Source organism: Pseudomonas sp. TWI923, assembly GCF_039673365.1.
In the GTDB taxonomy this organism is placed as follows: domain Bacteria; phylum Pseudomonadota; class Gammaproteobacteria; order Pseudomonadales; family Pseudomonadaceae; genus Aquipseudomonas; species Aquipseudomonas sichuanensis.
In genome coordinates this window covers 66,628-87,541 of the sequence record NZ_JBDJLM010000009.1, presented here as the reverse complement: position 1 = coordinate 87,541, position 20,914 = coordinate 66,628, and the positions used below count along the sequence as shown (strand labels likewise).

Here is a 20,914-nt window from a genome sequence, read left to right as displayed (position 1 = left end):
TTACAGACGCATCGGCATGACAACGTAGGACGAGTCATCATTGCCGGCTTCCTGTACCAGGGCGCTGCTGTTGGAGTCCGACAAAATCAGGCGCACCTGTTCAGTGGTCATGACACCCAGCACGTCCAGCAGGTAGCTGACGTTGAAACCGATCTCCAACGAGCTGCCGTTGTAGTCGACGCTGATCTCTTCTTCCGCTTCTTCCTGCTCAGGGTTGTTGGCCTGGATCTTCAGTTGGCCAGCCGCGAGTTGCAGGCGAATACCACGGTACTTTTCGTTCGACAGGATCGCGGTACGGCTGAACGCCTCACGCAGAGCCTGACGATCGCCAACCACCAGCTTGTCGCCGCCTTTTGGCAACACGCGCTCGTAGTCCGGGAACTTGCCGTCGACCAGCTTGGAGGTGAAGGTGAACTCACCGGTGGTCGCGCGAATATGGTGCTGGCCAAGGACGATGCTGACCATGCCTTCCGGGTCGGTGAGCAGGCGCGCCAGCTCAAGGATACCTTTGCGAGGCACGATGACCTGGTGACGCTCGGCCTGGCCGATCGGCGCCTGCATGGCGCACAGGGCCAGGCGGTGGCCATCGGTGGCTACCGCGCGCAGGGTGTCGGTCGACACTTCCAGCAGCATGCCGTTGAGGTAGTAGCGCACATCTTGCTGGGCCATGGCGAAGCTGGTGCGCTCGATGAGGCGGCGCAGCTTGCTCTGTTCCAGGTTGCAGGTGAGCGAGCCCGGGCCTTCTTCCACGGTCGGGAAGTCATTGGCGGGCAGGGTGGACAGGGTGAAGCGGCTGCGGCCGGCCTTGACCAGCAGCTTCTGCTCGTCGACCTTGATGTCGATCAGCACATCGCTGGGCAGGCTCTTGCAGATGTCCATCAGCTTGCGCGCCGGGACAGTGATCTCGCCCGGCTCGGCAGGCTCTTCCAGCTGAACGCGGCCAACCAGTTCGACTTCCAGGTCGGTACCGGTCAACGACAGCTGCTGGCCTTGTACGACCAGCAGGACGTTGGACAGGACCGGCAAGGTCTGGCGGCGCTCGACGACGCCTGCGACCAGTTGCAGGGGTTTCAACAGGGCTTCGCGTTGAATGGTGAAATGCATGGTCTAGTCCCTTGCCTTCAATTAGCTACGCAGACGGTCATCAGGTCGTCAGTGTGCGCAGCAGGTTCTTGTAGTCCTCGCGGATGTCCGCGTCGGATTCCTTCAATTCGTTGATCTTGCGGCAGGCGTGCAGCACGGTGGTATGGTCGCGGCCGCCAAACATGTCGCCGATCTCCGGCAAGCTGTGGTTGGTCAGCTCCTTCGACAGGGCCATGGCCACCTGGCGCGGGCGCGCTACAGAGCGCGAACGGCGCTTGGACAGCAGATCGGAGATCTTGATCTTGTAGTACTCGGCCACGGTGCGCTGGATGTTATCCACACTCACCAGTTTGTCCTGCAGCGCCAGCAGATCCTTGAGCGATTCACGAATCAGCTCGATGGTGATATCGCGGCCCATGAAGTGCGAGTGAGCGATCACCCGCTTCAAGGCACCTTCGAGTTCACGTACGTTGGAACGGATGCGCTGGGCGATGAAGAACGCGGCATCGTGCGGCAGCTCGACCTTGGCCTGGTCGGCCTTCTTCATCAGGATCGCCACTCGGGTTTCCAGCTCCGGCGGCTCGACAGCCACCGTCAGGCCCCAACCGAAGCGCGACTTCAGGCGCTCTTCCAGGCCTTCGATCTCCTTCGGGTAGCGGTCACTGGTGAGAATCACCTGCTGACCGCCCTCGAGCAGGGCGTTGAAGGTGTGGAAAAACTCTTCCTGCGAACGCTCCTTGCGGGCGAAGAACTGGATGTCGTCGATCAGCAGCGCATCGACCGAGCGGTAAAAACGTTTGAATTCGTTGATCGCGTTCAGCTGCAGGGCTTTGACCATGTCGGCGACGAAGCGCTCGGAATGCAGGTAGACGACCTTGGCATTCGGGTTCTTCTTCAGCAGGTGGTTACCCACAGCATGCATCAAGTGCGTTTTACCCAGGCCGACACCGCCATACAGGAACAGTGGGTTGTAGCCATGCTTGGGGTTGTCCGCGACCTGCCAGGCAGCCGCACGGGCCAACTGGTTCGACTTACCTTCCACGAAGGTCTCGAAGGTGAAGGTGCGGTTCAGGTAGCTGGTGTGCTTGAGCGCGCCTTCGACCTGCACCGTACGTTGTTCGGTGCGGCCCGTTGCTGCGGGCGCCGCGCTGGGCTCAGCCATGCTGTCGAAGCTGTTGCGCGAAGCGGACTCTTCGATATCGCTGGTAAGCGGCTCGGCCACCGGCGCCATGACCGGCTCGCTCGGCATCACGATCGGTGCGGCAGGCTGAACCTGAGCCTGCTGTGCCAAGGTCGCGGCGACGGCAGCGCTCACCGGCGCATTCGGGGCAGCCCGCGCAGCAGAACTACGACGGCTACCTATTAATAAGGAAAGCGCCGGCGCAATGCCGTTGCCGTGTTCGCCCAACAGCTCGAGCAGACGACCCAGGTACTTTTCATTGACCCAATCGAGCACGAAGCGGTTGGGCGCGTAGACGCGCAACTCGTCGCCTTCGGCTTCGACCTGTAGCGGACGGATCCAGGTGTTGAATTGCTGGGCAGGCAGTTCATCGCGCAGAAGCTCCACGCACTGCTGCCAAAGTTCCACTGACACGGATATCCCCTGAGTTGAAAGCCGGATGAGGCAAAACAAACCGCCATTGTACCGGGCGGGCGGTCAGTTATCCACATATGAGGCCCTATGCAGACCCAGTGAATAAGCCAAAATCCGACCAAAACATCACCTTGCGGTGTGAATAAGCCCTGTGGATAACGCCATATGAGGGCTATGCACAACCCTGGGTCCTAGCCTGTGGATAATTCACCTGTGGATAAATGGTCTTTTGCTGCACAGGTTTTACGCAGGCCCGGCACAGACAAGACACCTGTTACCGACAAGGTTTCAAATCTCTGTACAGCTTGCAAATAGTGGGCTGTGAGGTGTTATCCACAGAAGGTTATCCACTTAAGATCTATAAGTTCTTCAGAAAAGCTTTTTATATGCCTTTCTTTTTTTTTACATTTTGGGCGTTGGTATGCAGCCCGTCTTTCAACCAGGTCTGAGCGCTGACCACTGGGCACCCTTCATTAAGGAATGACTGGTTGGAAATTGACCTATGGGCTTGCTTTCTCTAGAATCGCCGATCTCTTAAAAAGGGGGCCCTTCCGGCCCGTTGTCGACCAACCCAGGTAACACGCCATGAAACGTACTTTCCAACCAAGCACCATCAAGCGCGCACGCACCCACGGTTTCCGTGCCCGTATGGCCACCAAGAACGGCCGCGCCGTTCTGTCGCGTCGTCGTGCCAAAGGCCGTAAGCGTCTGGCCATTTGATTTTTCGGCACAGGTGGTGAGTCAGGACTTCAGTCGGGAAAAGCGACTGCTTACACCCCGGCACTTCAAAGCGGTCTTCGACTCCCCAACCGGCAAGGTTCCAGGGAAAAACCTGCTTATCCTTGCCCGCGAGAACGGCCTCGATCACCCACGCCTCGGCCTGGTGATCGGCAAAAAGAGCGTCAAGCTCGCCGTTCAACGCAATCGCCTGAAACGCCTGATGCGCGATTCGTTCCGCCTGAACCAGCAGATGTTGGCGGGTTTGGATATCGTGATCGTCGCGCGCAAGGGGTTGGGCGAAGTGGAAAACCCAGAATTGCACCAACACTTTGGCAAGCTCTGGAAGCGACTGGCTCGCAGTCGGCCCTCTCCAGCGGTCAACGCCAATCCCGCAGGGGTAGACAGTCACAATGCGTAAACTGGCCCTCGTTCCGATCCAGTTCTACCGTTACGCCATCAGCCCACTGATGGCCAGTCACTGTCGTTTCTATCCCAGCTGTTCCTGTTACGCATACGAAGCCATCGAAAATCATGGCCTCTTGCGTGGTGGGTGGCTGGCCGTTCGTCGCCTGGGGCGTTGTAATCCGTGGAACGACGGCGGTTTCGATCCCGTTCCACCAGCTCCTTCCTCCCGAACTTCTTCGATAGCCGAGTAATCATGGATATTAAACGCACGATCCTGATCGTCGCCCTGGCAATCGTGTCCTACGTCATGGTCCTGAAATGGAACCAGGACTACGGCCAGGCTGCCCTGCCGACTCAGAATACTGCTGCCAGCACTGCTGCCCCGGCCCTGCCGGATACCGTCCCGGCCGGAACCGCCGGCGCCAGCGCCGATGTGCCGAGCGCCAATGCTGAATCCAGCCCTGCGGAACTTGCTCCGGTTGCACTGAGCAAGGACCTGATCCGGGTCAAGACCGACGTCCTGGACCTGGCTATCGACCCGGTCGGTGGTGACATTGTCCAGCTGACCCTGCCGAAATACCCACGCCGCCAGGACCATCCGGACATCCCGTTCCAGCTGTTCGACAACGGTGGCGAGCGTGTCTACCTGGCGCAAAGCGGCTTGACCGGCGCCAACGGCCCGGATGCCCGCTCCACCGGTCGCCCGCTGTATGCCGCGGAGCAGAAGAGCTTCCAGCTGGCCGACGGCCAGGATCAACTGGTAGTCGACCTGAAGTTCAGCGAGAACGGCGTCAACTACATCAAGCGCTTCAGCCTCAAGCGCGGTGAGTACGACCTGACCGTCAGCTACCTGATCGACAACCAGAGCGGCCAGGCGTGGAACGGCAACCTGTTTGCCCAGCTCAAGCGCGATGCCAGCGGCGACCCGTCGTCGAGTACTGCCACCGGCACCGCTACGTACCTGGGCGCCGCCCTGTGGACAGCTGCCGAGCCGTACAAGAAAGTGTCGATGAAAGACATCGACAAGGGCAGTTTGAAAGAAAATGTGACCGGCGGCTGGGTAGCCTGGCTGCAGCACTACTTCGTGACCGCCTGGATCCCGGCCAAGAGCGACAACAACGCCGTCCAGACCCGCAAGGACAGCCAGGGCAACTACATCATCGGTTACACCGGCCCGGCACTCAGCGTTCCTGCTGGCGGCAAGGCCGAAACCAGCGCCATGCTGTACGCCGGCCCGAAGATCCAGTCCAAGCTCAAAGAGTTGTCCCCAGGCCTGGAACTGACCGTCGACTACGGCTTCCTGTGGTTCATTGCCCAGCCGATCTTCTGGCTGCTGCAACATATCCACAGCCTGCTGGGTAACTGGGGCTGGTCGATCATCGTCCTGACCATGCTCATCAAGGGCCTGTTCTTCCCGCTGTCGGCTGCCAGCTATCGCTCGATGGCGCGCATGCGTGCCGTGGCGCCGAAGCTTGCCGCACTGAAGGAACGCTTCGGTGACGATCGCCAGAAGATGTCCCAGGCGATGATGGAGCTGTACAAGAAAGAGAAGATCAACCCGCTGGGCGGCTGCCTGCCGATCCTGGTGCAGATGCCGGTGTTCCTGGCCCTGTACTGGGTACTGCTGGAAAGCGTCGAGATGCGCCAGGCCCCATGGCTGCTGTGGATCACCGACCTGTCGATCAAGGATCCGTTCTTCATCCTGCCGATCATCATGGGCGCGACCATGTTCATCCAGCAGCGCCTGAACCCGACGCCGCCGGATCCGATGCAGGCCAAGGTGATGAAAATGATGCCGATCATCTTCACCTTCTTCTTCCTGTGGTTCCCAGCTGGTCTGGTGCTGTACTGGGTTGTGAACAACTGCCTGTCGATCAGCCAGCAGTGGTACATCACTCGCCGTATCGAGGCCGCGACCAAAAACGCAGCCGCTTGACAGGCCGCTACGCTAGCCTGTGAATAAAAACGCCCCCTCGTGGGGCGTTTTTGCTATCTGTCTTTCGAATTCGTTGTAGAGGCTTCGAGCATGAATATTGTGCGTGAAACCATCGCCGCCATCGCCACCGCCCAGGGCCGCGGCGGTGTAGGTATCGTCCGGTTGTCCGGCCCACTGGCCAGCCAGGCCGGGCAGGCTATCACCGGTCGCAGCCTGACCCCGCGCCATGCCCACTACGGCCCGTTCCGCGATGCCGATGGCCTGGTGCTGGACGAGGGCATCGCGTTGTTCTTCCCCGGGCCGAACTCGTTCACCGGCGAGGATGTGCTGGAACTGCAGGGCCATGGCGGTCCCGTGGTGATGGACATGCTGCTGCAGCGCTGCCTGCAACTGGGCTGCCGCCTGGCGCGGCCTGGCGAGTTCAGCGAGCGTGCGTTCCTCAATGACAAGCTCGACCTGGCCCAGGCCGAGGCCATTGCCGACCTGATCGAGGCGAGCTCTACCCAGGCAGCGCGCAATGCCTTGCGCTCACTGCAGGGAGCATTCTCCAAGCGTGTGCATGGGCTGACCGAGGCGCTGATTGCCTTGCGCATCTATGTCGAAGCCGCCATCGACTTCCCGGAAGAAGAAATCGACTTCCTCGCCGATGGCCATGTATTGCGCATGCTCGATGATGTACGCACCGAGTTGTCCACAGTGCAGCGCGAAGCCGGGCAGGGCGCCTTGTTGCGCGATGGCATGACCGTGGTCATCGCTGGCCGGCCGAACGCCGGCAAGTCCAGCCTGCTCAACCAGCTGGCCGGCCGTGAAGCGGCGATCGTCACCGATATCGCCGGCACCACCCGGGACATCCTGCGTGAACATATCCACATCGACGGCATGCCGCTGCACGTGGTCGACACCGCAGGCCTGCGTGATACCGATGACCATGTGGAAAAAATCGGTGTAGAGAGGGCATTGAAGGCCATCAATGAGGCCGATCGGGTGCTGTTGGTGGTCGACTCGACGGCGCCTGAAGCCAGCGATCCTTTTGCCCTGTGGCCAGAATTCCTCGATCAGCGCCCGGATCCATCCAAGGTCACGCTGATCCGCAACAAGGCCGACCTCAGTGGCGAGCAGGTTGGCCTGGAGCTGAGTGACGACGGGCATGCAACCATCACCCTGAGTGCCAATGACAGCGACATGGGCCTGGACTTGCTGCGTGATCATCTCAAGGCCTGCATGGGCTATGAACAGACCGCGGAAAGCAGCTTCAGCGCACGGCGTCGCCACCTGGAAGCGCTGCGCCAGGCGAGTAGCCATCTTGAACACGGCCGTGCTCAGCTGACCCTTGCTGGCGCTGGCGAGTTGCTTGCAGAAGACCTTCGTCAGGCTCAGCAAGCCCTGGGTGAGATCACCGGAGCATTCAGCTCGGACGATCTGCTGGGGCGAATCTTCTCCAGCTTCTGCATCGGCAAGTAATCCCTTCCCGGCTTCCCCTGCAAGCGCTGCCTGGCGCTTGTTGCGGGGAACCCTGCGGTAACCCCCCTCAAGATCCCTCGCTATACGACCGTTCGTCGCCTGAATTTTTCATCAACAGGCAGGCGAACGCTCGCCTGTGCTCTGTGGAAAACTCGCCTTCAGCTCCGTTGATAACCGCGCTTTTTTGTTGAGGAGAACGCGGCCTGTGGGTAACCAACACTTTCATCCACAGGTTAAACAACCTTGTCCAGACCCCACAGGGCTACTTAGGCCCAGGGTTATGAATCGCTGTACATCGCGTGGTTAAAGGCCTACAGGTAGTTATCAACAGACGGGTGGGGCCCTAAACATAAACATAAAAACAAAGCTTTTATAAATTTTTCTTCTTTGATTTCTATTGCCTGCCACTCATCCACAGCCTGGTCAAAATTTGCTCAGACGGTTTCTTTGAAGGGGGGTAAGTCCCTATACTTGTCCGCTTACCTTCTCTATTCGTAAAAACAGGCACGAGGTGCGTGGTGGATTTCCCTTCCCGTTTTGAAGTGATCGTCATCGGCGGCGGCCATGCCGGTACCGAGGCTGCGCTTGCGTCTGCACGCATGGGTGTGAAAACCCTGCTGTTGACCCATAACGTGGAAACCCTCGGTCACATGAGCTGCAACCCGGCCATCGGTGGCATCGGTAAAAGCCATCTGGTCAAAGAAATCGATGCGCTCGGTGGCGCCATGGCGCTGGCCACCGACAAGAGCGGCATCCAGTTCCGCATCCTGAACAACCGCAAGGGCCCGGCCGTACGCGCCACCCGGGCACAGGCCGACCGTGCCATCTACAAGGCGGTGGTGCGCGAAATCCTGGAAAACCAGCCGAACCTGTGGATATTCCAGCAGTCCTGCGATGACCTGATCGTTGAGCAGGACCAGGTGAAGGGTGTGGTCACGCAGATGGGCCTGCGTTTCTTCGCCGAGAGCGTGGTACTGACCACCGGCACTTTCCTCGGTGGACTTATCCACATCGGCCTGCAGAACCATTCCGGCGGTCGCGCCGGCGACCCGCCTTCGATTGCCCTGGCCCATCGCATGCGCGAACTGCCGCTGCGCGTCGGCCGGCTGAAAACCGGCACACCGCCGCGCATCGATGGCCGCTCGGTGGATTTCTCGGTAATGACCGAGCAGCCCGGCGACACGCCGATCCCGGTGATGTCGTTCATGGGCAATGCCCAGATGCACCCGCGCCAGGTGAGCTGCTGGATTACCCACACCAATGCGCGCACCCACGAAATCATTGCCTCGAACCTCGACCGTTCGCCGATGTACTCGGGTGTGATCGAAGGCATCGGCCCGCGCTATTGCCCGTCGATCGAAGACAAGATCCATCGCTTCGCGGACAAGGAAAGCCACCAGGTGTTCATCGAGCCGGAAGGCCTGACCACCCATGAGCTGTACCCCAACGGCATCTCGACTTCGCTGCCGTTCGACGTGCAGCTGGAGCTTGTCCGCTCGATCCGCGGCATGGAAAACGCCCACATCGTTCGCCCGGGCTACGCCATCGAGTACGACTACTTCGACCCGCGCGACCTCAAGTACAGCCTCGAGACCAAGGTCATCGGCGGGCTGTTCTTCGCGGGCCAGATCAACGGCACCACCGGTTACGAAGAGGCCGGCGCCCAGGGCCTGCTGGCCGGGACCAACGCCGCGTTGCGCGCGCAGGGCCGCGAAAGCTGGTGCCCGCGCCGTGACGAGGCCTACATCGGTGTGCTGGTCGATGACCTGATCACCCTGGGTACCCAAGAGCCTTACCGCATGTTCACCTCGCGCGCCGAATACCGGCTGATCCTGCGCGAAGACAACGCCGACCTGCGCCTGACCGAGAAAGGCCGCGAGCTGGGTTTGATCGACGACGAACGCTGGGCCGCCTTCAGCGCCAAGCGCGAAGGCATCGAGCGCGAAGAGCAGCGCCTGAAAAGCACCTGGGTGCGCCCGGGCACGCCACAAGGCCAGGCCATTGTGGATAAGTTCGCGACCCCACTGAACCATGAGTACAGCCTGCTCAACCTGCTGGCTCGCCCGGAAGTCGACTACGCTGGCCTGATCGAAGCAACCGGCGGCGAAGTGATCGATCCACAGGTTGCCGAGCAGGTCGAGATCAAGACCAAGTACGCCGGCTACATCGACCGTCAGCAGGACGAGATCGCCCGGCTGCGTGCCAGCGAGGACACCCGCCTGCCTGTGGATATCGACTACTCCTCGATTTCCGGCTTGTCCAAGGAGATCCAGGGCAAGCTTGGCGAAACCCGTCCAGAAACGCTTGGCCAGGCTTCACGTATCCCGGGTGTCACGCCTGCGGCGATTTCCCTGTTGCTGATTCACTTGAAAAAACGCGGCGCAGGCCGCGAATTGGAGCAAAGCGCTTGAGTTCCCTGGTCACCCCGCAACACGCCGAAGAGTTGTCCACAGGTGCGCGTCAGCTCGGCGTCGAGCTGAGCGCGCAGCAGCACGAACTGCTGCTGGGCTACCTGGCCCTGTTGATCAAATGGAACAAGGCCTACAACCTCACCGCTGTGCGTAACCCGGACGAGATGGTGTCGCGCCACCTGCTCGACAGCCTCAGCGTCATGCCGTTTATCCACAATGACACCCAGCGTTGGCTGGATGTCGGCAGCGGTGGCGGCATGCCCGGCATCCCGTTGGCTATCCTGCATCCGCACAAGCAAGTGACGGTGCTCGACAGCAACGGCAAGAAGACCCGCTTCCTGACCCAGGTGAAAATGGAGCTGAAGCTGGACAACCTCACGGTTATCCACAGCCGGGTCGAAGAGGTTCAGCCCGAGCAGCCGTTCTGCGGGATCATCTCGCGCGCTTTCAGCAGCATGGAAAATTTCACCAACTGGACCCGCCACCTGGGTGACGCCCGCACGCAATGGCTTGCAATGAAAGGGCTGCATCCTGCCGATGAACTGGTAGCATTGCCCGCAGACTTCACAGTGGAAAGCGAGCAGGCCCTGACCGTTCCAGGTTGCCAGGGCCAGCGCCATCTGCTGATACTGCGCCGCAAGGCATGACTGGGAACACACGCAACAATGGCTAAGGTATTCGCAATCGCGAACCAGAAAGGTGGTGTGGGCAAGACCACCACCTGTATCAATCTCGCCGCATCGCTGGCCGCGACCAAGCGCCGCGTGCTGCTGATCGACCTCGATCCGCAGGGCAACGCCACCATGGGCAGCGGTGTGGATAAACACGAGCTCGAACATTCGGTGTACGACCTGCTGATCGGGGAGTGCGACCTGACCCAGGCCATGCACTACTCCGAGCACGGTGGTTACCAACTGCTGCCGGCCAACCGCGACCTGACCGCCGCCGAGGTGGTACTGCTCGAGATGCAGATGAAGGAAAGCCGCCTGCGCAACGCCCTGGCGCCGATCCGCGAGAGCTACGACTACATCCTCATCGACTGCCCGCCGTCGCTGTCGATGCTGACCCTCAATGCCCTGGTTGCCTCCGATGGCGTGATCATCCCCATGCAGTGCGAGTACTACGCACTGGAAGGTCTCAGCGACCTTGTGGATAACATCAAGCGCATCGCCGCACGGTTGAACCCGGCGCTGAAGATCGAAGGCCTGTTGCGGACCATGTACGACCCGCGCCTGAGCCTGAACAACGATGTTTCGGCGCAGCTCAAGGAACACTTCGGCGACCAGCTGTACGACACGGTGATCCCCCGCAACATCCGCCTGGCCGAGGCGCCGAGCTTCGGCATGCCGGCGCTGGCTTACGACAAGCAATCCCGTGGCGCGCTCGCCTATCTTGCGCTTGCCGGGGAACTGGTTCGCCGTCAGCGCCGTCCATCACGCACTGCACAAACAACTTAAGGAATCCGCATGGCCATCAAGAAACGAGGTCTCGGACGTGGGTTGGATGCACTGCTCAGTGGTCCTTCCGTCAGCGCGCTCGAAGAGCAGGCTGTCAAGATCGACCAGAAAGAACTGCAACATCTGCCGGTCGAGCTGATCCAGCGCGGCAAGTACCAGCCTCGCCGTGACATGGACCCCGAGGCGCTGGAAGAACTTGCGCACTCGATCCGCAACCACGGCGTCATGCAACCGATCGTGGTCCGCCCGATCGGCGACAACCGTTACGAGATCATCGCCGGTGAGCGCCGCTGGCGCGCCACCCAGCAGGCCGGCCTGGACAGCATCCCGGCCATGGTCCGCGAGGTGCCCGACGAAGCCGCCATCGCCATGGCGCTGATCGAGAACATCCAGCGTGAAGACCTCAACCCGCTGGAGGAGGCGATTGCCCTGCAGCGCCTGCAGCACGAGTTCGAACTCACCCAGCAGCAGGTGGCCGATGCCGTCGGCAAGTCGCGGGTGACCGTGGCCAACTTGCTGCGCCTGATCTCGCTGCCCGAGGCGATCAAGACCATGCTCGCCCACGGCGACCTGGAGATGGGCCATGCCCGTGCCTTGCTCGGCCTGGACGAAGCTCGACAGGAAGAAGGGGCGCGTCATGTTGTCGCACGTGGCCTTACCGTGCGCCAAACTGAGGCACTGGTGCGCCAGTGGCTCAACGGCAAACCTGATCCGGTCGAACCGAGCAAACCTGATCCGGATATCGCCCGCCTCGAACAGCGTCTGGCAGAGCGCCTGGGCTCGGCGGTGCAAATCCGCCATGGCAACAAGGGCAAGGGCCAGTTGGTCATCCGTTACAACTCGCTTGACGAGTTGCAAGGTGTGCTTGCTCACATCCGCTGAAACAATTCCCGTTGTAGCGTGCAGTCGGAAATCACTACCCAATAGTTGAATAGGGGTTAATCCGCCCCTATACTCTGCGCGCATTTTGTCGGCACAAATTATGCCAAGTCATTGCTGACCAGGTAGTCGACTTCCGAGGAGCAGTTGTGATGGAAATCCGCACGCCAAACCGCCTGCCTTTCCATCGCTGGGCGGTTTTTCCGGTACTGCTGGCTCAATTTGTTGTACTGCTGCTGGCAACATTGGTGTTGTGGCAGTGGAAAGGGGGAGTTAGTGGATATTCAGGCCTCTGCGGGGGACTGATTGCCTGGCTGCCCAATATGTATTTCGCCTGGAAGGCTTTTCGCTTCAGCGGAGCCCGAGCGGCGCAGGCCATCGTCAAGTCGTTTTACGCTGGCGAGGCAGGCAAGATGATTTTGACGGCAGTGCTGTTCGCACTGACCTTCGCAGGAGTGAAGCCATTGGCGCCGTTGGCAGTATTCGGCGTCTTCGTGCTGACCCTTATGGTCAGCTGGTTCGCGCCCCTGCTGATGAATAAAAGACTTTCGAGACCTTAGGGCGTTTGAGGCAACCATGGCAGAAGAAACCGCTTCGGGTTATATCCAGCACCACTTGCAGAACCTGACCTACGGTCAACTACCAGACGGCAGCTGGGGCTTGGCCCATTCGGCTGCAGAAGCCAAGGCAATGGGCTTCTGGGCGTTCCACCTGGACACCCTGGGCTGGTCCGTTGCGATGGGTCTGATCTTCCTGATCATCTTCCGCATGGCCGCCAAGAAGGCGACTTCCGGCCAGCCTGGCGCCCTGCAGAACTTCGTCGAAGTGCTGGTGGACTTCGTCCACGGCAGCGTGAAGGACTCCTTCCACGGCCGCAGCGCGGTGATCGCCCCGCTGGCGCTGACCATCTTCGTCTGGGTGTTCCTGATGAACGCCATCGACCTGGTACCGGTCGACTGGTTGCCATTTGCCGCACAGAAGCTGTCGGGCAACGAGCACATCTTCTTCCGCGCCGTGCCGACCACTGACCCGAATGCGACCCTGGCCATGGCCTTCAGCGTGTTCGCCCTGATCATCTTCTACAGCATCAAGGTCAAGGGCCTCGGCGGCTTCATCGGCGAGCTGACCCTGCACCCGTTCGGCAGCAAGAACATCTTCGTCAAGATCCTGCTGATCCCGGTGAACTTCCTGCTCGAATTCGTCACCCTGATCGCCAAGCCGATCTCGCTGGCACTGCGTCTGTTCGGCAACATGTATGCCGGCGAACTGGTGTTCATCCTGATCGCGGTGATGTTCGGTTCCGGCCTGCTGTGGCTGTCCGGCCTGGGTGTGGTGCTGCAATGGGCGTGGGCGGTGTTCCACATCCTGATCATCACCCTGCAAGCCTTCATCTTCATGATGCTGACCATCGTCTACCTGTCGATGGCGCACGAAGATAACCATTAAGACCGCCTGGCGTGTCTGATAGCCTTCCCCGCCTGTTTGGGGGGAGGGCTTAAAAAGTCCGCAAGGGCATGCTGTACCAAACGATTTGTTTTACCGCTTCAAACTAAAAACCTAACCAATACGACGTAAAAGTCGGGAGGAAAGATGGAAACTGTAGTTGGTCTGACCGCTATCGCTGTTGCTCTGCTGATCGGCCTGGGTGCTCTGGGTACCGCCATTGGTTTCGGCCTGCTGGGCGGCAAATTCCTGGAAGGCGCTGCTCGCCAGCCAGAAATGGTTCCAATGCTGCAGGTTAAAATGTTCATCGTTGCCGGTCTGCTCGACGCCGTAACCATGATCGGTGTTGGTATCGCTCTGTTCTTCACCTTCGCGAATCCCTTCGTTGGTCAGATCGCCGGCTAATCACTCGTTTTTACGAGTTGATTGCTGTGATGGACAAAGACCGAGCGAGGTGTTGGCGTGAACATTAATGCAACCCTGATTGGCCAAACCGTTGCTTTCTTCATTTTCGTAGCTTTCTGCATGAAGTACGTATGGCCTCCGGTCATCACTGCCCTGCAAGAGCGTCAAAAGAAGATCGCCGACGGCTTGGACGCTGCCAACCGCGCAGCTCGCGACCTGGAGCTGGCCCAAGAGAAAGCGGGTCAGCAACTGCGTGAAGCGAAGGCACAGGCAGCCGAAATCATTGAGCAAAGCAAGAAGCGCGCTGCTCAGCTTGTAGACGAGGCCCGTGAACAGGCTCGCGTCGAAGCTGACCGTGTGAAGGCCCAGGCTCTAGCCGAGATCGAACAGGAACTGAACAGCGTCAAAGACGCCCTGCGTGCCCAAGTGGGTGCCCTGGCTGTTGGCGGTGCTGAAAAGATCCTTGGCGCCACAATCGATCAAAACGCGCATGCGGAGCTGGTTAACAAACTGGCCGCTGAAATTTAAGCGAGGGCGATCATGGCAGAACTGACCACGTTGGCCCGACCTTACGCTAAGGCTGCCTTCGAGCACGCCCAGGCCCATCAGCAACTGGCCAATTGGTCAGCCATGCTCGGCCTGGCTGCTGCGGTGTCGCAAGACGACACCATGCAGCGCCTGCTCAAGGCCCCGCAACTGACTAGCGCAAACAAGGCCGCCGCATTCATCGAAGTATGCGGTGACAAGTTCGACACTCAGGCACAGAATTTCATTCATGTTGCCGCGGAAAACGACCGTCTCCTGCTTCTGCCGGAGATTGCCGCTCTGTTCGACCTGTACAAGGCCGAGCAAGAGAAATCCGTGGACGTGGAAGTCACCAGTGCTTTTGCGTTGAACCAAGAACAGCAAGACAAACTCGCCAAGGTTCTCAGTGCACGGCTCAGCCGGGAAGTGCGCCTGCACGCGACGGAGGATGCCAGCCTGATCGGCGGCGTCGTTATCCGCGCCGGCGACCTGGTAATCGATGGCTCGGTTCGCGGCAAAATCGCGAAACTGGCCGAAGCATTGAAATCTTGAGTTTGAAGGGGCAGCAGAGCAATGCAGCAACTCAATCCTTCCGAAATTAGTGAAATCATCAAGGGTCGCATCGAGAAACTCGATGTCGGCTCCCAAGCCCGTAACGAAGGTACCGTCGTTTCGGTTTCCGACGGTATCGTGCGGATCCACGGTCTGGCCGACGTAATGTACGGCGAAATGATCGAGTTCCCGGGCAGCGTCTTCGGTATGGCCCTGAACCTGGAGCAAGACTCCGTAGGTGCAGTGATCCTGGGTGCCTATGACACCCTCGCCGAAGGCATGAGCGCCAAGTGCACCGGCCGCATCCTGGAAGTTCCGGTTGGTAAGGAACTGCTGGGTCGCGTCGTTGACGCACTGGGCAACCCGATCGACGGTAAAGGTCCTCTGGGCAACACCCAGACCGACGCAGTCGAGAAAGTGGCACCAGGCGTGATCTGGCGTAAGTCGGTAGACCAGCCTGTACAGACTGGCTACAAGTCCGTCGACGCCATGATCCCTGTCGGCCGTGGCCAGCGCGAGCTGATCATCGGTGACCGCCAGATCGGCAAGACCGCCATGGCCATCGACGCCATCATCAACCAGAAAGACTCCGGTATTTTCTGCGTTTATGTTGCAGTCGGCCAAAAGCGTTCCACCGTTGCCAACATCGTTCGCAAGCTGGAAGAAGCCGGCGCCCTGGCCAACACCATCGTGGTCGTTGCCAGTGCTTCGGAATCCGCCGCACTGCAGTTCCTGGCGCCATACGCCGGCTGCACCATGGGCGAGTTCTTCCGTGACCGCGGTGAAGATGCCCTGATCGTTTACGATGACCTGTCCAAGCAGGCCGTTGCCTACCGTCAGATCTCCCTGCTGCTGCGCCGTCCACCAGGACGTGAAGCGTACCCAGGCGACGTGTTCTATCTCCACTCCCGTCTGCTGGAGCGTGCATCGCGCGTTTCGGAAGAGTACGTAGAGAAGTTCACCAACGGTGCAGTCACCGGCAAAACCGGTTCCCTGACCGCTCTGCCGATCATCGAAACCCAGGCTGGCGACGTTTCCGCGTTCGTTCCGACCAACGTGATCTCGATCACCGACGGTCAGATCTTCCTGGAATCGGCCATGTTCAACTCGGGCATTCGCCCTGCAGTGAACGCCGGTGTTTCGGTATCCCGCGTAGGTGGTGCCGCTCAGACCAAGATCATCAAGAAGCTGTCCGGTGGTATCCGTACCGCTCTGGCTCAGTACCGTGAACTGGCTGCATTCGCCCAGTTCGCTTCCGATCTGGACGAAGCGACCCGCAAGCAGCTGGAGCATGGTCAGCGCGTAACCGAGCTGATGAAGCAGAAGCAGTACGCGCCAATGTCGATCGCCGACATGGCCCTGTCGCTGTACGCCGCTGAGCGTGGTTTCCTGACTGACGTAGAAGTCTCCAAGGTCGGCAGCTTCGAGCAAGCGCTGATCGCCTTCTTCAACCGTGATCACGCCGAACTGATGGCCAAGATCAACGTGAAGGGTGACTTCAACGACGAAATCGACGCTGGCATGAAAGCCGGTATCGAGAAGTTCAAGGCCACCCAGACCTGGTAAGCCGCAGCGGGGGCTCCGGCCCCCGCTTGCTAACCTGATAGGTGATACATGGCAGGCGCAAAAGAGATTCGCAGTAAGATTGCGAGCATCAAAAGCACGCAAAAAATTACCAGCGCCATGGAGAAAGTGGCGGTAAGCAAGATGCGCAAGGCACAAATGCGCATGGCTGCTAGCCGTCCTTACGCGGAGCGTATCCGCCAGGTGATCGGTCATCTGGCCAACGCCAACCCGGAATACCGCCACCCGTTCATGATCGAGCGCCCTGTAAAGCGCGCCGGTTATATCGTGGTGAGCAGTGACCGTGGTCTGTGCGGTGGCTTGAACACCAACCTGTTCAAGGCCCTGGTCAAGGACATGAGCGCAAACCGCGAACAGGGCGTGGAAATCGACCTGTGCGTGATCGGCAGCAAGGGTGCGACTTTCTTCCGCATCTTTGGCGGCAACGTCGTAGCAGCGATCAGCCACCTGGGCGAAGAGCCATCGATCAACGATCTGATCGGCTCCGTCAAAGTGATGCTGGACGCCTACCTGGACGGTCGTATCGATCGCCTTTCGGTGGTTTCGAACAAGTTCATCAACACCATGACCCAAAAACCGACGGTCGAGCAATTGGTACCGTTGGTGGCAACCCCGGATCAGGATCTCAAGCATCACTGGGATTACCTGTACGAACCCGACGCAAAAGAGCTGCTGGACGGCTTGATGGTGCGTTACGTGGAGTCGCAGGTATACCAGGCGGTGGTCGAGAACAACGCTGCTGAACAAGCGGCCCGGATGATCGCCATGAAGAACGCCACAGACAACGCCGGTGATTTGATCAAAGAGCTGCAGTTGATCTACAACAAGGCGCGTCAGGCTGCGATCACCCAGGAGATCTCGGAAATCGTCGGCGGCGCTGCCGCGGTTTAACGGTTCAAAAATTCAGAGGATCCAGCTATGAGTAGCGGACGTATCGTTCAAATCATCGGCGCCGTCATCGACGTGGAATTCCCACGTGACGTCGTGCCGAGTGTTTACAACGCGCTGAAAGTACAAGGCGCGGAAACCACCCTGGAAGTTCAGCAGCAGCTGGGCGACGGCGTGGTTCGTACCATTGCGATGGGCTCGACCGAAGGCCTGAAGCGCGGTCTGGATGTCGTCGATACCGGCGCTGCCATTTCCGTTCCAGTTGGTAAGGCCACTCTGGGCCGTATCATGGACGTTCTGGGCAACCCAATCGACGAAGCCGGCCCGATCGGCGAAGAAGAGCGTCGCGGTATCCACCAGCCAGCACCTTCGTTCGCTGACCAGGCAGGCGGCAACGACCTGCTGGAAACCGGCATCAAGGTCATCGACCTGGTTTGCCCGTTCGCCAAGGGTGGTAAGGTTGGTCTGTTCGGTGGTGCCGGTGTCGGCAAGACCGTAAACATGATGGAACTGATCCGTAACATCGCCATGGAACACAGCGGTTACTCCGTGTTCGCTGGTGTGGGTGAGCGTACTCGTGAGGGTAACGACTTCTACCACGAGATGAAGGACTCCAACGTTCTCGACAAAGTAGCCTTGGTCTACGGTCAGATGAACGAGCCACCAGGAAACCGTCTGCGCGTAGCGCTGACCGGCCTGACCATGGCTGAGAAGTTCCGTGACGAAGGTAACGACGTTCTGCTGTTCGTCGACAACATCTATCGTTACACCCTGGCCGGTACCGAAGTATCCGCACTGCTGGGCCGTATGCCTTCGGCAGTAGGTTACCAGCCGACCCTGGCTGAAGAGATGGGCGTTCTGCAAGAGCGCATCACCTCCACCAAGGAAGGTTCGATCACCTCCGTTCAGGCCGTATACGTACCTGCGGACGACTTGACCGACCCGTCGCCAGCGACCACCTTCGCCCACTTGGACGCCACCGTCGTTCTGTCCCGTGACATCGCCTCCCTGGGTATCTACCCAGCGGTCGACCCACTGGACTCGACTTCGCGTCAGCTGGACCCGAACGTGATCGGCAACGAGCACTACGACACCGCTCGTGGCGTTCAGTATGTTCTGCAGCGCTACAAAGAGCTGAAAGACATCATCGCCATCCTGGGTATGGACGAACTGTCCGAAGCCGACAAGCAACTGGTAGCCCGCGCTCGTAAGATCCAGCGCTTCCTGTCGCAGCCGTTCTTCGTGGCCGAAGTCTTCACCGGCTCGCCAGGCAAGTACGTTTCGCTCAAGGACACCATCGCTGGCTTCAGCGGCATCCTCAAAGGTGACTACGACCACCTGCCAGAACAAGCGTTCTACATGGTCGGCAGCATCGACGAAGCGATCGAGAAAGCCAAGAAACTGTAATTCATGCGCCCCGCAAGGGGCGCTATCAGGTTGAGGCAAGCAGATGGCTATGACAGTCCATTGCGACATCGTCAGCGCGGAAGGAGAGATCTTCTCCGGCCTGGTCGAGATGGTAGTTGCGCACGGTAACCTGGGTGATCTTGGTATCGCTCCGGGCCACGCGCCGCTGATCACCAATCTCAAGCCTGGTCCGATCACGCTGACCAAGCAGGGTGGCACTCAAGAGGTGTTCTACATCTCCGGTGGCTTCCTCGAAGTGCAGCCGAACATGGTCAAGGTTCTTGCCGACACCGTGCAGCGCGCTGCCGACCTGGACGAAGCTCAGGCTCAGGAAGCCCTCAAGGCTGCTGAGAACGCGCTGAACACTAAAGGCTCGGACTTCGACTACGGCGCTGCTGCCGCACGTCTGGCCGAGGCCGCAGCTCAGCTGCGTACTGTCCAGCAATTGCGCAAAGGCAAGTAATCTGGCTTTTGCCGATCACTTCCGCTGCGATTGAGTTAAAGGGTAGCCTCGGCTACCCTTTTTCTTTTTCAAGAATTTAGTCCCGGTCATTTCCCTGACCGCCCAGGATTGGTAGCCAGTCAATGTCCCTCGATATCGTCATTCTCGCCGCAGGCCAAGGCACCCGCATGCGCTCGGCACTGCCGAAGGTGCTGCACCCGGTAGCCGGCAACTCCATGCTTGGCCATGTTATCCACAGCGCTCGCCAACTGCAGCCTACGGGCATCCACGTGGTCATTGGCCACGGTGCCGAGCTTGTGCGTGAACGTTTGGCCGCGGACGACCTGAACTTCGTCATGCAGGACCAGCAGCTGGGCACTGGCCACGCTGTCGCCCAGGCCCTGCCGGCAGTCACCGCCGATACCGTACTGGTGCTGTATGGCGATGTGCCGCTGATCGAGGTGGAAACCCTGCAGCGCCTGCTGGCCAAGGTCAGCGCCAGCCAGCTGGGCCTGCTGACGGTCAACCTCGCCGACCCGACCGGCTATGGCCGCATTGTGCGTAACGAGCAAGGCGCGGTCACCGCAATCGTCGAGCATAAGGATGCCAGCGAAGCGCAGAAGGCGATCAAAGAGGGCAACACCGGTATCCTCGCCATGCCAGCGGCTCGCCTGGCCGACTGGATGGGCCGTCTGTCCAACAACAACGCCCAGGGCGAGTACTACCTTACCGACGTCATCGCCATGGCTGTGGCCGATGGCCTGGTGGTCGCCACCGAGCAGCCCCACGACCCGATGGAAGTGCAGGGTGCCAACGACCGCCGCCAGCTGGCGGAGCTTGAGCGTCACTATCAACTGCGCGCTGGCCACCGTCTGATGGCCCAGGGCGTCACCCTGCGCGACCCGGCGCGTTTCGATGTGCGTGGTGAGGTCAGCGTCGGGCGTGATGTGCTGATCGATATCAACGTCATCCTCGAGGGCAAGGTGGTCATTGAGGACAACGTGCAGATCGGCCCCAACTGCGTGATCAAGGACAGTACCCTGCGCAAGGGCGTGGTGATCAAGGCCAACAGCCATCTTGACGGTGCCGTAATGGGCGAAGGCAGCGATGCCGGCCCGTTCGCTCGCCTGCGCCCGGGCAGCGTGCTGGAGGCCAAGGCCCATGTGGGTAACTTCGTCGAGCTGAAGAACGCCCACCTCGGCGAAGGTGCCAAGGCTGGCCATCTGACTTACCTGGGCGATGCCGAGATCGGCGCGCGTACCAACATCGGTGCGGGCACCATCACCTGCAACTACGACGGTGCCAACAAGTTCCGCACTGTGATGGGCGAGGACGTGTTCATCGGCTCCAACAACTCACTGGTCGCGCCTGTGGAAATCCAGGCTGGGGCCACTACTGCGGCGGGCTCGACCATCACCCAGACGGTTGAGGCCGGGCAGTTGGGTGTGGCACGTGCGCGCCAGCGCAACATCGAAGGCTGGAAACGGCCGGAGAAGATCAAGAAGAGCTGAGTTATCCACAGCGGTTTCGATCGAAAGCCGGCCTATGTGAATAAGCCGGCTTTTTATTGGGTGCCGTATTGCGGGCCCCTGTAGGAGCGGCCTTGTGTCGCGATGGGCTGCACAGCAGCCCCGGCAATTTCTGACTTGCCTCGAAATCCCTGGGGCCGCTACGCGTCCCATCGCGGCACAAGGCCGCTCCTACAGAGACCGTGCAAAAGCA

The 20,914-nt window shown here is 59.9% G+C and carries 21 protein-coding genes; 19 read left to right on the top strand and 2 right to left on the bottom strand.

The window, feature by feature from the left end:
• Together dnaN and dnaA are read right to left on the bottom strand one after the other, a co-directional pair.
• Nucleotides 1-1,104, bottom strand: a complete 1,104-nt coding sequence (gene dnaN, locus ABE459_RS06610; RefSeq protein ID WP_110994060.1) for a DNA polymerase III subunit beta — start codon at nucleotides 1,102-1,104, stop codon at nucleotides 1-3.
• Between the two features lie 40 nt (nucleotides 1,105-1,144).
• On the bottom strand, nucleotides 1,145-2,677 hold the full coding sequence (gene dnaA, locus ABE459_RS06605; RefSeq protein WP_323831207.1) for a chromosomal replication initiator protein DnaA: 1,533 nt from the start codon (nucleotides 2,675-2,677) through the stop codon (nucleotides 1,145-1,147).
• Nucleotides 2,678-3,262: 585 nt separating this feature from the next.
• Here dnaA and rpmH point away from each other — a divergent pair.
• The 19 genes from rpmH (at nucleotide 3,263) to glmU (ending at nucleotide 20,703) form a co-directional block, all read left to right on the top strand.
• A complete protein-coding gene (gene rpmH / locus ABE459_RS06600; RefSeq protein ID WP_003253163.1) occupies nucleotides 3,263-3,397 on the top strand; it encodes a 50S ribosomal protein L34 in 135 nt (44 codons plus the stop codon).
• Between the two features lie 13 nt (nucleotides 3,398-3,410).
• Nucleotides 3,411-3,815 (top strand): ribonuclease P protein component, encoded by a 405-nt coding sequence (rnpA, locus tag ABE459_RS06595; protein WP_125466272.1) that lies wholly within the window; start codon nucleotides 3,411-3,413, stop codon nucleotides 3,813-3,815.
• Nucleotides 3,808-4,053, top strand: coding sequence for a membrane protein insertion efficiency factor YidD (gene yidD / locus ABE459_RS06590; RefSeq protein WP_101322785.1), 246 nt, complete (start codon nucleotides 3,808-3,810; stop codon nucleotides 4,051-4,053). Before rnpA ends, yidD begins: the two co-directional genes overlap by 8 nt.
• A gap of 2 nt (nucleotides 4,054-4,055) precedes the next feature.
• Nucleotides 4,056-5,738, top strand: a complete 1,683-nt coding sequence (gene yidC / locus ABE459_RS06585) for a membrane protein insertase YidC (protein WP_323831206.1) — start codon at nucleotides 4,056-4,058, stop codon at nucleotides 5,736-5,738.
• Between the two features lie 90 nt (nucleotides 5,739-5,828).
• Nucleotides 5,829-7,199, top strand: coding sequence for a tRNA uridine-5-carboxymethylaminomethyl(34) synthesis GTPase MnmE (gene mnmE / locus ABE459_RS06580; protein WP_125466134.1), 1,371 nt, complete (start codon nucleotides 5,829-5,831; stop codon nucleotides 7,197-7,199).
• 518 nt (nucleotides 7,200-7,717) lie between these two features.
• Nucleotides 7,718-9,610, top strand: a complete 1,893-nt coding sequence (gene mnmG, locus ABE459_RS06575; protein ID WP_125466133.1) for a tRNA uridine-5-carboxymethylaminomethyl(34) synthesis enzyme MnmG — start codon at nucleotides 7,718-7,720, stop codon at nucleotides 9,608-9,610.
• Complete coding sequence (gene rsmG / locus ABE459_RS06570) at nucleotides 9,607-10,257, top strand: 16S rRNA (guanine(527)-N(7))-methyltransferase RsmG (protein WP_125861211.1); 651 nt, start codon at nucleotides 9,607-9,609, stop codon at nucleotides 10,255-10,257. The genes mnmG and rsmG overlap by 4 nt, the downstream gene beginning before the upstream one ends.
• 18 nt (nucleotides 10,258-10,275) lie before the next feature.
• Complete coding sequence (locus ABE459_RS06565) at nucleotides 10,276-11,067, top strand: ParA family protein (protein ID WP_110994053.1); 792 nt, start codon at nucleotides 10,276-10,278, stop codon at nucleotides 11,065-11,067.
• 9 nt (nucleotides 11,068-11,076) lie between these two features.
• Nucleotides 11,077-11,949, top strand: a complete 873-nt coding sequence (locus tag ABE459_RS06560; RefSeq protein ID WP_125466131.1) for a ParB/RepB/Spo0J family partition protein — start codon at nucleotides 11,077-11,079, stop codon at nucleotides 11,947-11,949.
• Between the two features lie 149 nt (nucleotides 11,950-12,098).
• On the top strand, nucleotides 12,099-12,506 hold the full coding sequence (locus ABE459_RS06555) for a F0F1 ATP synthase subunit I (protein WP_110994051.1): 408 nt from the start codon (nucleotides 12,099-12,101) through the stop codon (nucleotides 12,504-12,506).
• Between the two features lie 16 nt (nucleotides 12,507-12,522).
• Complete coding sequence (atpB, locus tag ABE459_RS06550; RefSeq protein WP_125466130.1) at nucleotides 12,523-13,392, top strand: F0F1 ATP synthase subunit A; 870 nt, start codon at nucleotides 12,523-12,525, stop codon at nucleotides 13,390-13,392.
• A 144-nt stretch (nucleotides 13,393-13,536) separates the two neighbouring features.
• Complete coding sequence (gene atpE / locus ABE459_RS06545; protein ID WP_003097235.1) at nucleotides 13,537-13,794, top strand: F0F1 ATP synthase subunit C; 258 nt, start codon at nucleotides 13,537-13,539, stop codon at nucleotides 13,792-13,794.
• Nucleotides 13,795-13,851: 57 nt separating this feature from the next.
• Nucleotides 13,852-14,322, top strand: coding sequence for a F0F1 ATP synthase subunit B (locus tag ABE459_RS06540; RefSeq protein WP_125466129.1), 471 nt, complete (start codon nucleotides 13,852-13,854; stop codon nucleotides 14,320-14,322).
• A 12-nt stretch (nucleotides 14,323-14,334) separates the two neighbouring features.
• Entirely contained in the window at nucleotides 14,335-14,871 is a 537-nt protein-coding gene (locus ABE459_RS06535) for a F0F1 ATP synthase subunit delta (RefSeq protein WP_110994048.1), read from the top strand.
• Nucleotides 14,872-14,892: 21 nt separating this feature from the next.
• Nucleotides 14,893-16,437, top strand: a complete 1,545-nt coding sequence (atpA, locus tag ABE459_RS06530) for a F0F1 ATP synthase subunit alpha (protein WP_110994047.1) — start codon at nucleotides 14,893-14,895, stop codon at nucleotides 16,435-16,437.
• A gap of 48 nt (nucleotides 16,438-16,485) precedes the next feature.
• A complete protein-coding gene (gene atpG / locus ABE459_RS06525) occupies nucleotides 16,486-17,346 on the top strand; it encodes a F0F1 ATP synthase subunit gamma (protein ID WP_003253195.1) in 861 nt (286 codons plus the stop codon).
• Between the two features lie 27 nt (nucleotides 17,347-17,373).
• Entirely contained in the window at nucleotides 17,374-18,750 is a 1,377-nt protein-coding gene (gene atpD / locus ABE459_RS06520; protein ID WP_016394322.1) for a F0F1 ATP synthase subunit beta, read from the top strand.
• Between the two features lie 43 nt (nucleotides 18,751-18,793).
• Nucleotides 18,794-19,213, top strand: a complete 420-nt coding sequence (locus ABE459_RS06515) for a F0F1 ATP synthase subunit epsilon (protein ID WP_054893003.1) — start codon at nucleotides 18,794-18,796, stop codon at nucleotides 19,211-19,213.
• Nucleotides 19,214-19,335: 122 nt separating this feature from the next.
• Nucleotides 19,336-20,703, top strand: coding sequence for a bifunctional UDP-N-acetylglucosamine diphosphorylase/glucosamine-1-phosphate N-acetyltransferase GlmU (gene glmU / locus ABE459_RS06510; protein WP_125466128.1), 1,368 nt, complete (start codon nucleotides 19,336-19,338; stop codon nucleotides 20,701-20,703).
• Nucleotides 20,704-20,914 lie beyond the last annotated feature (211 nt).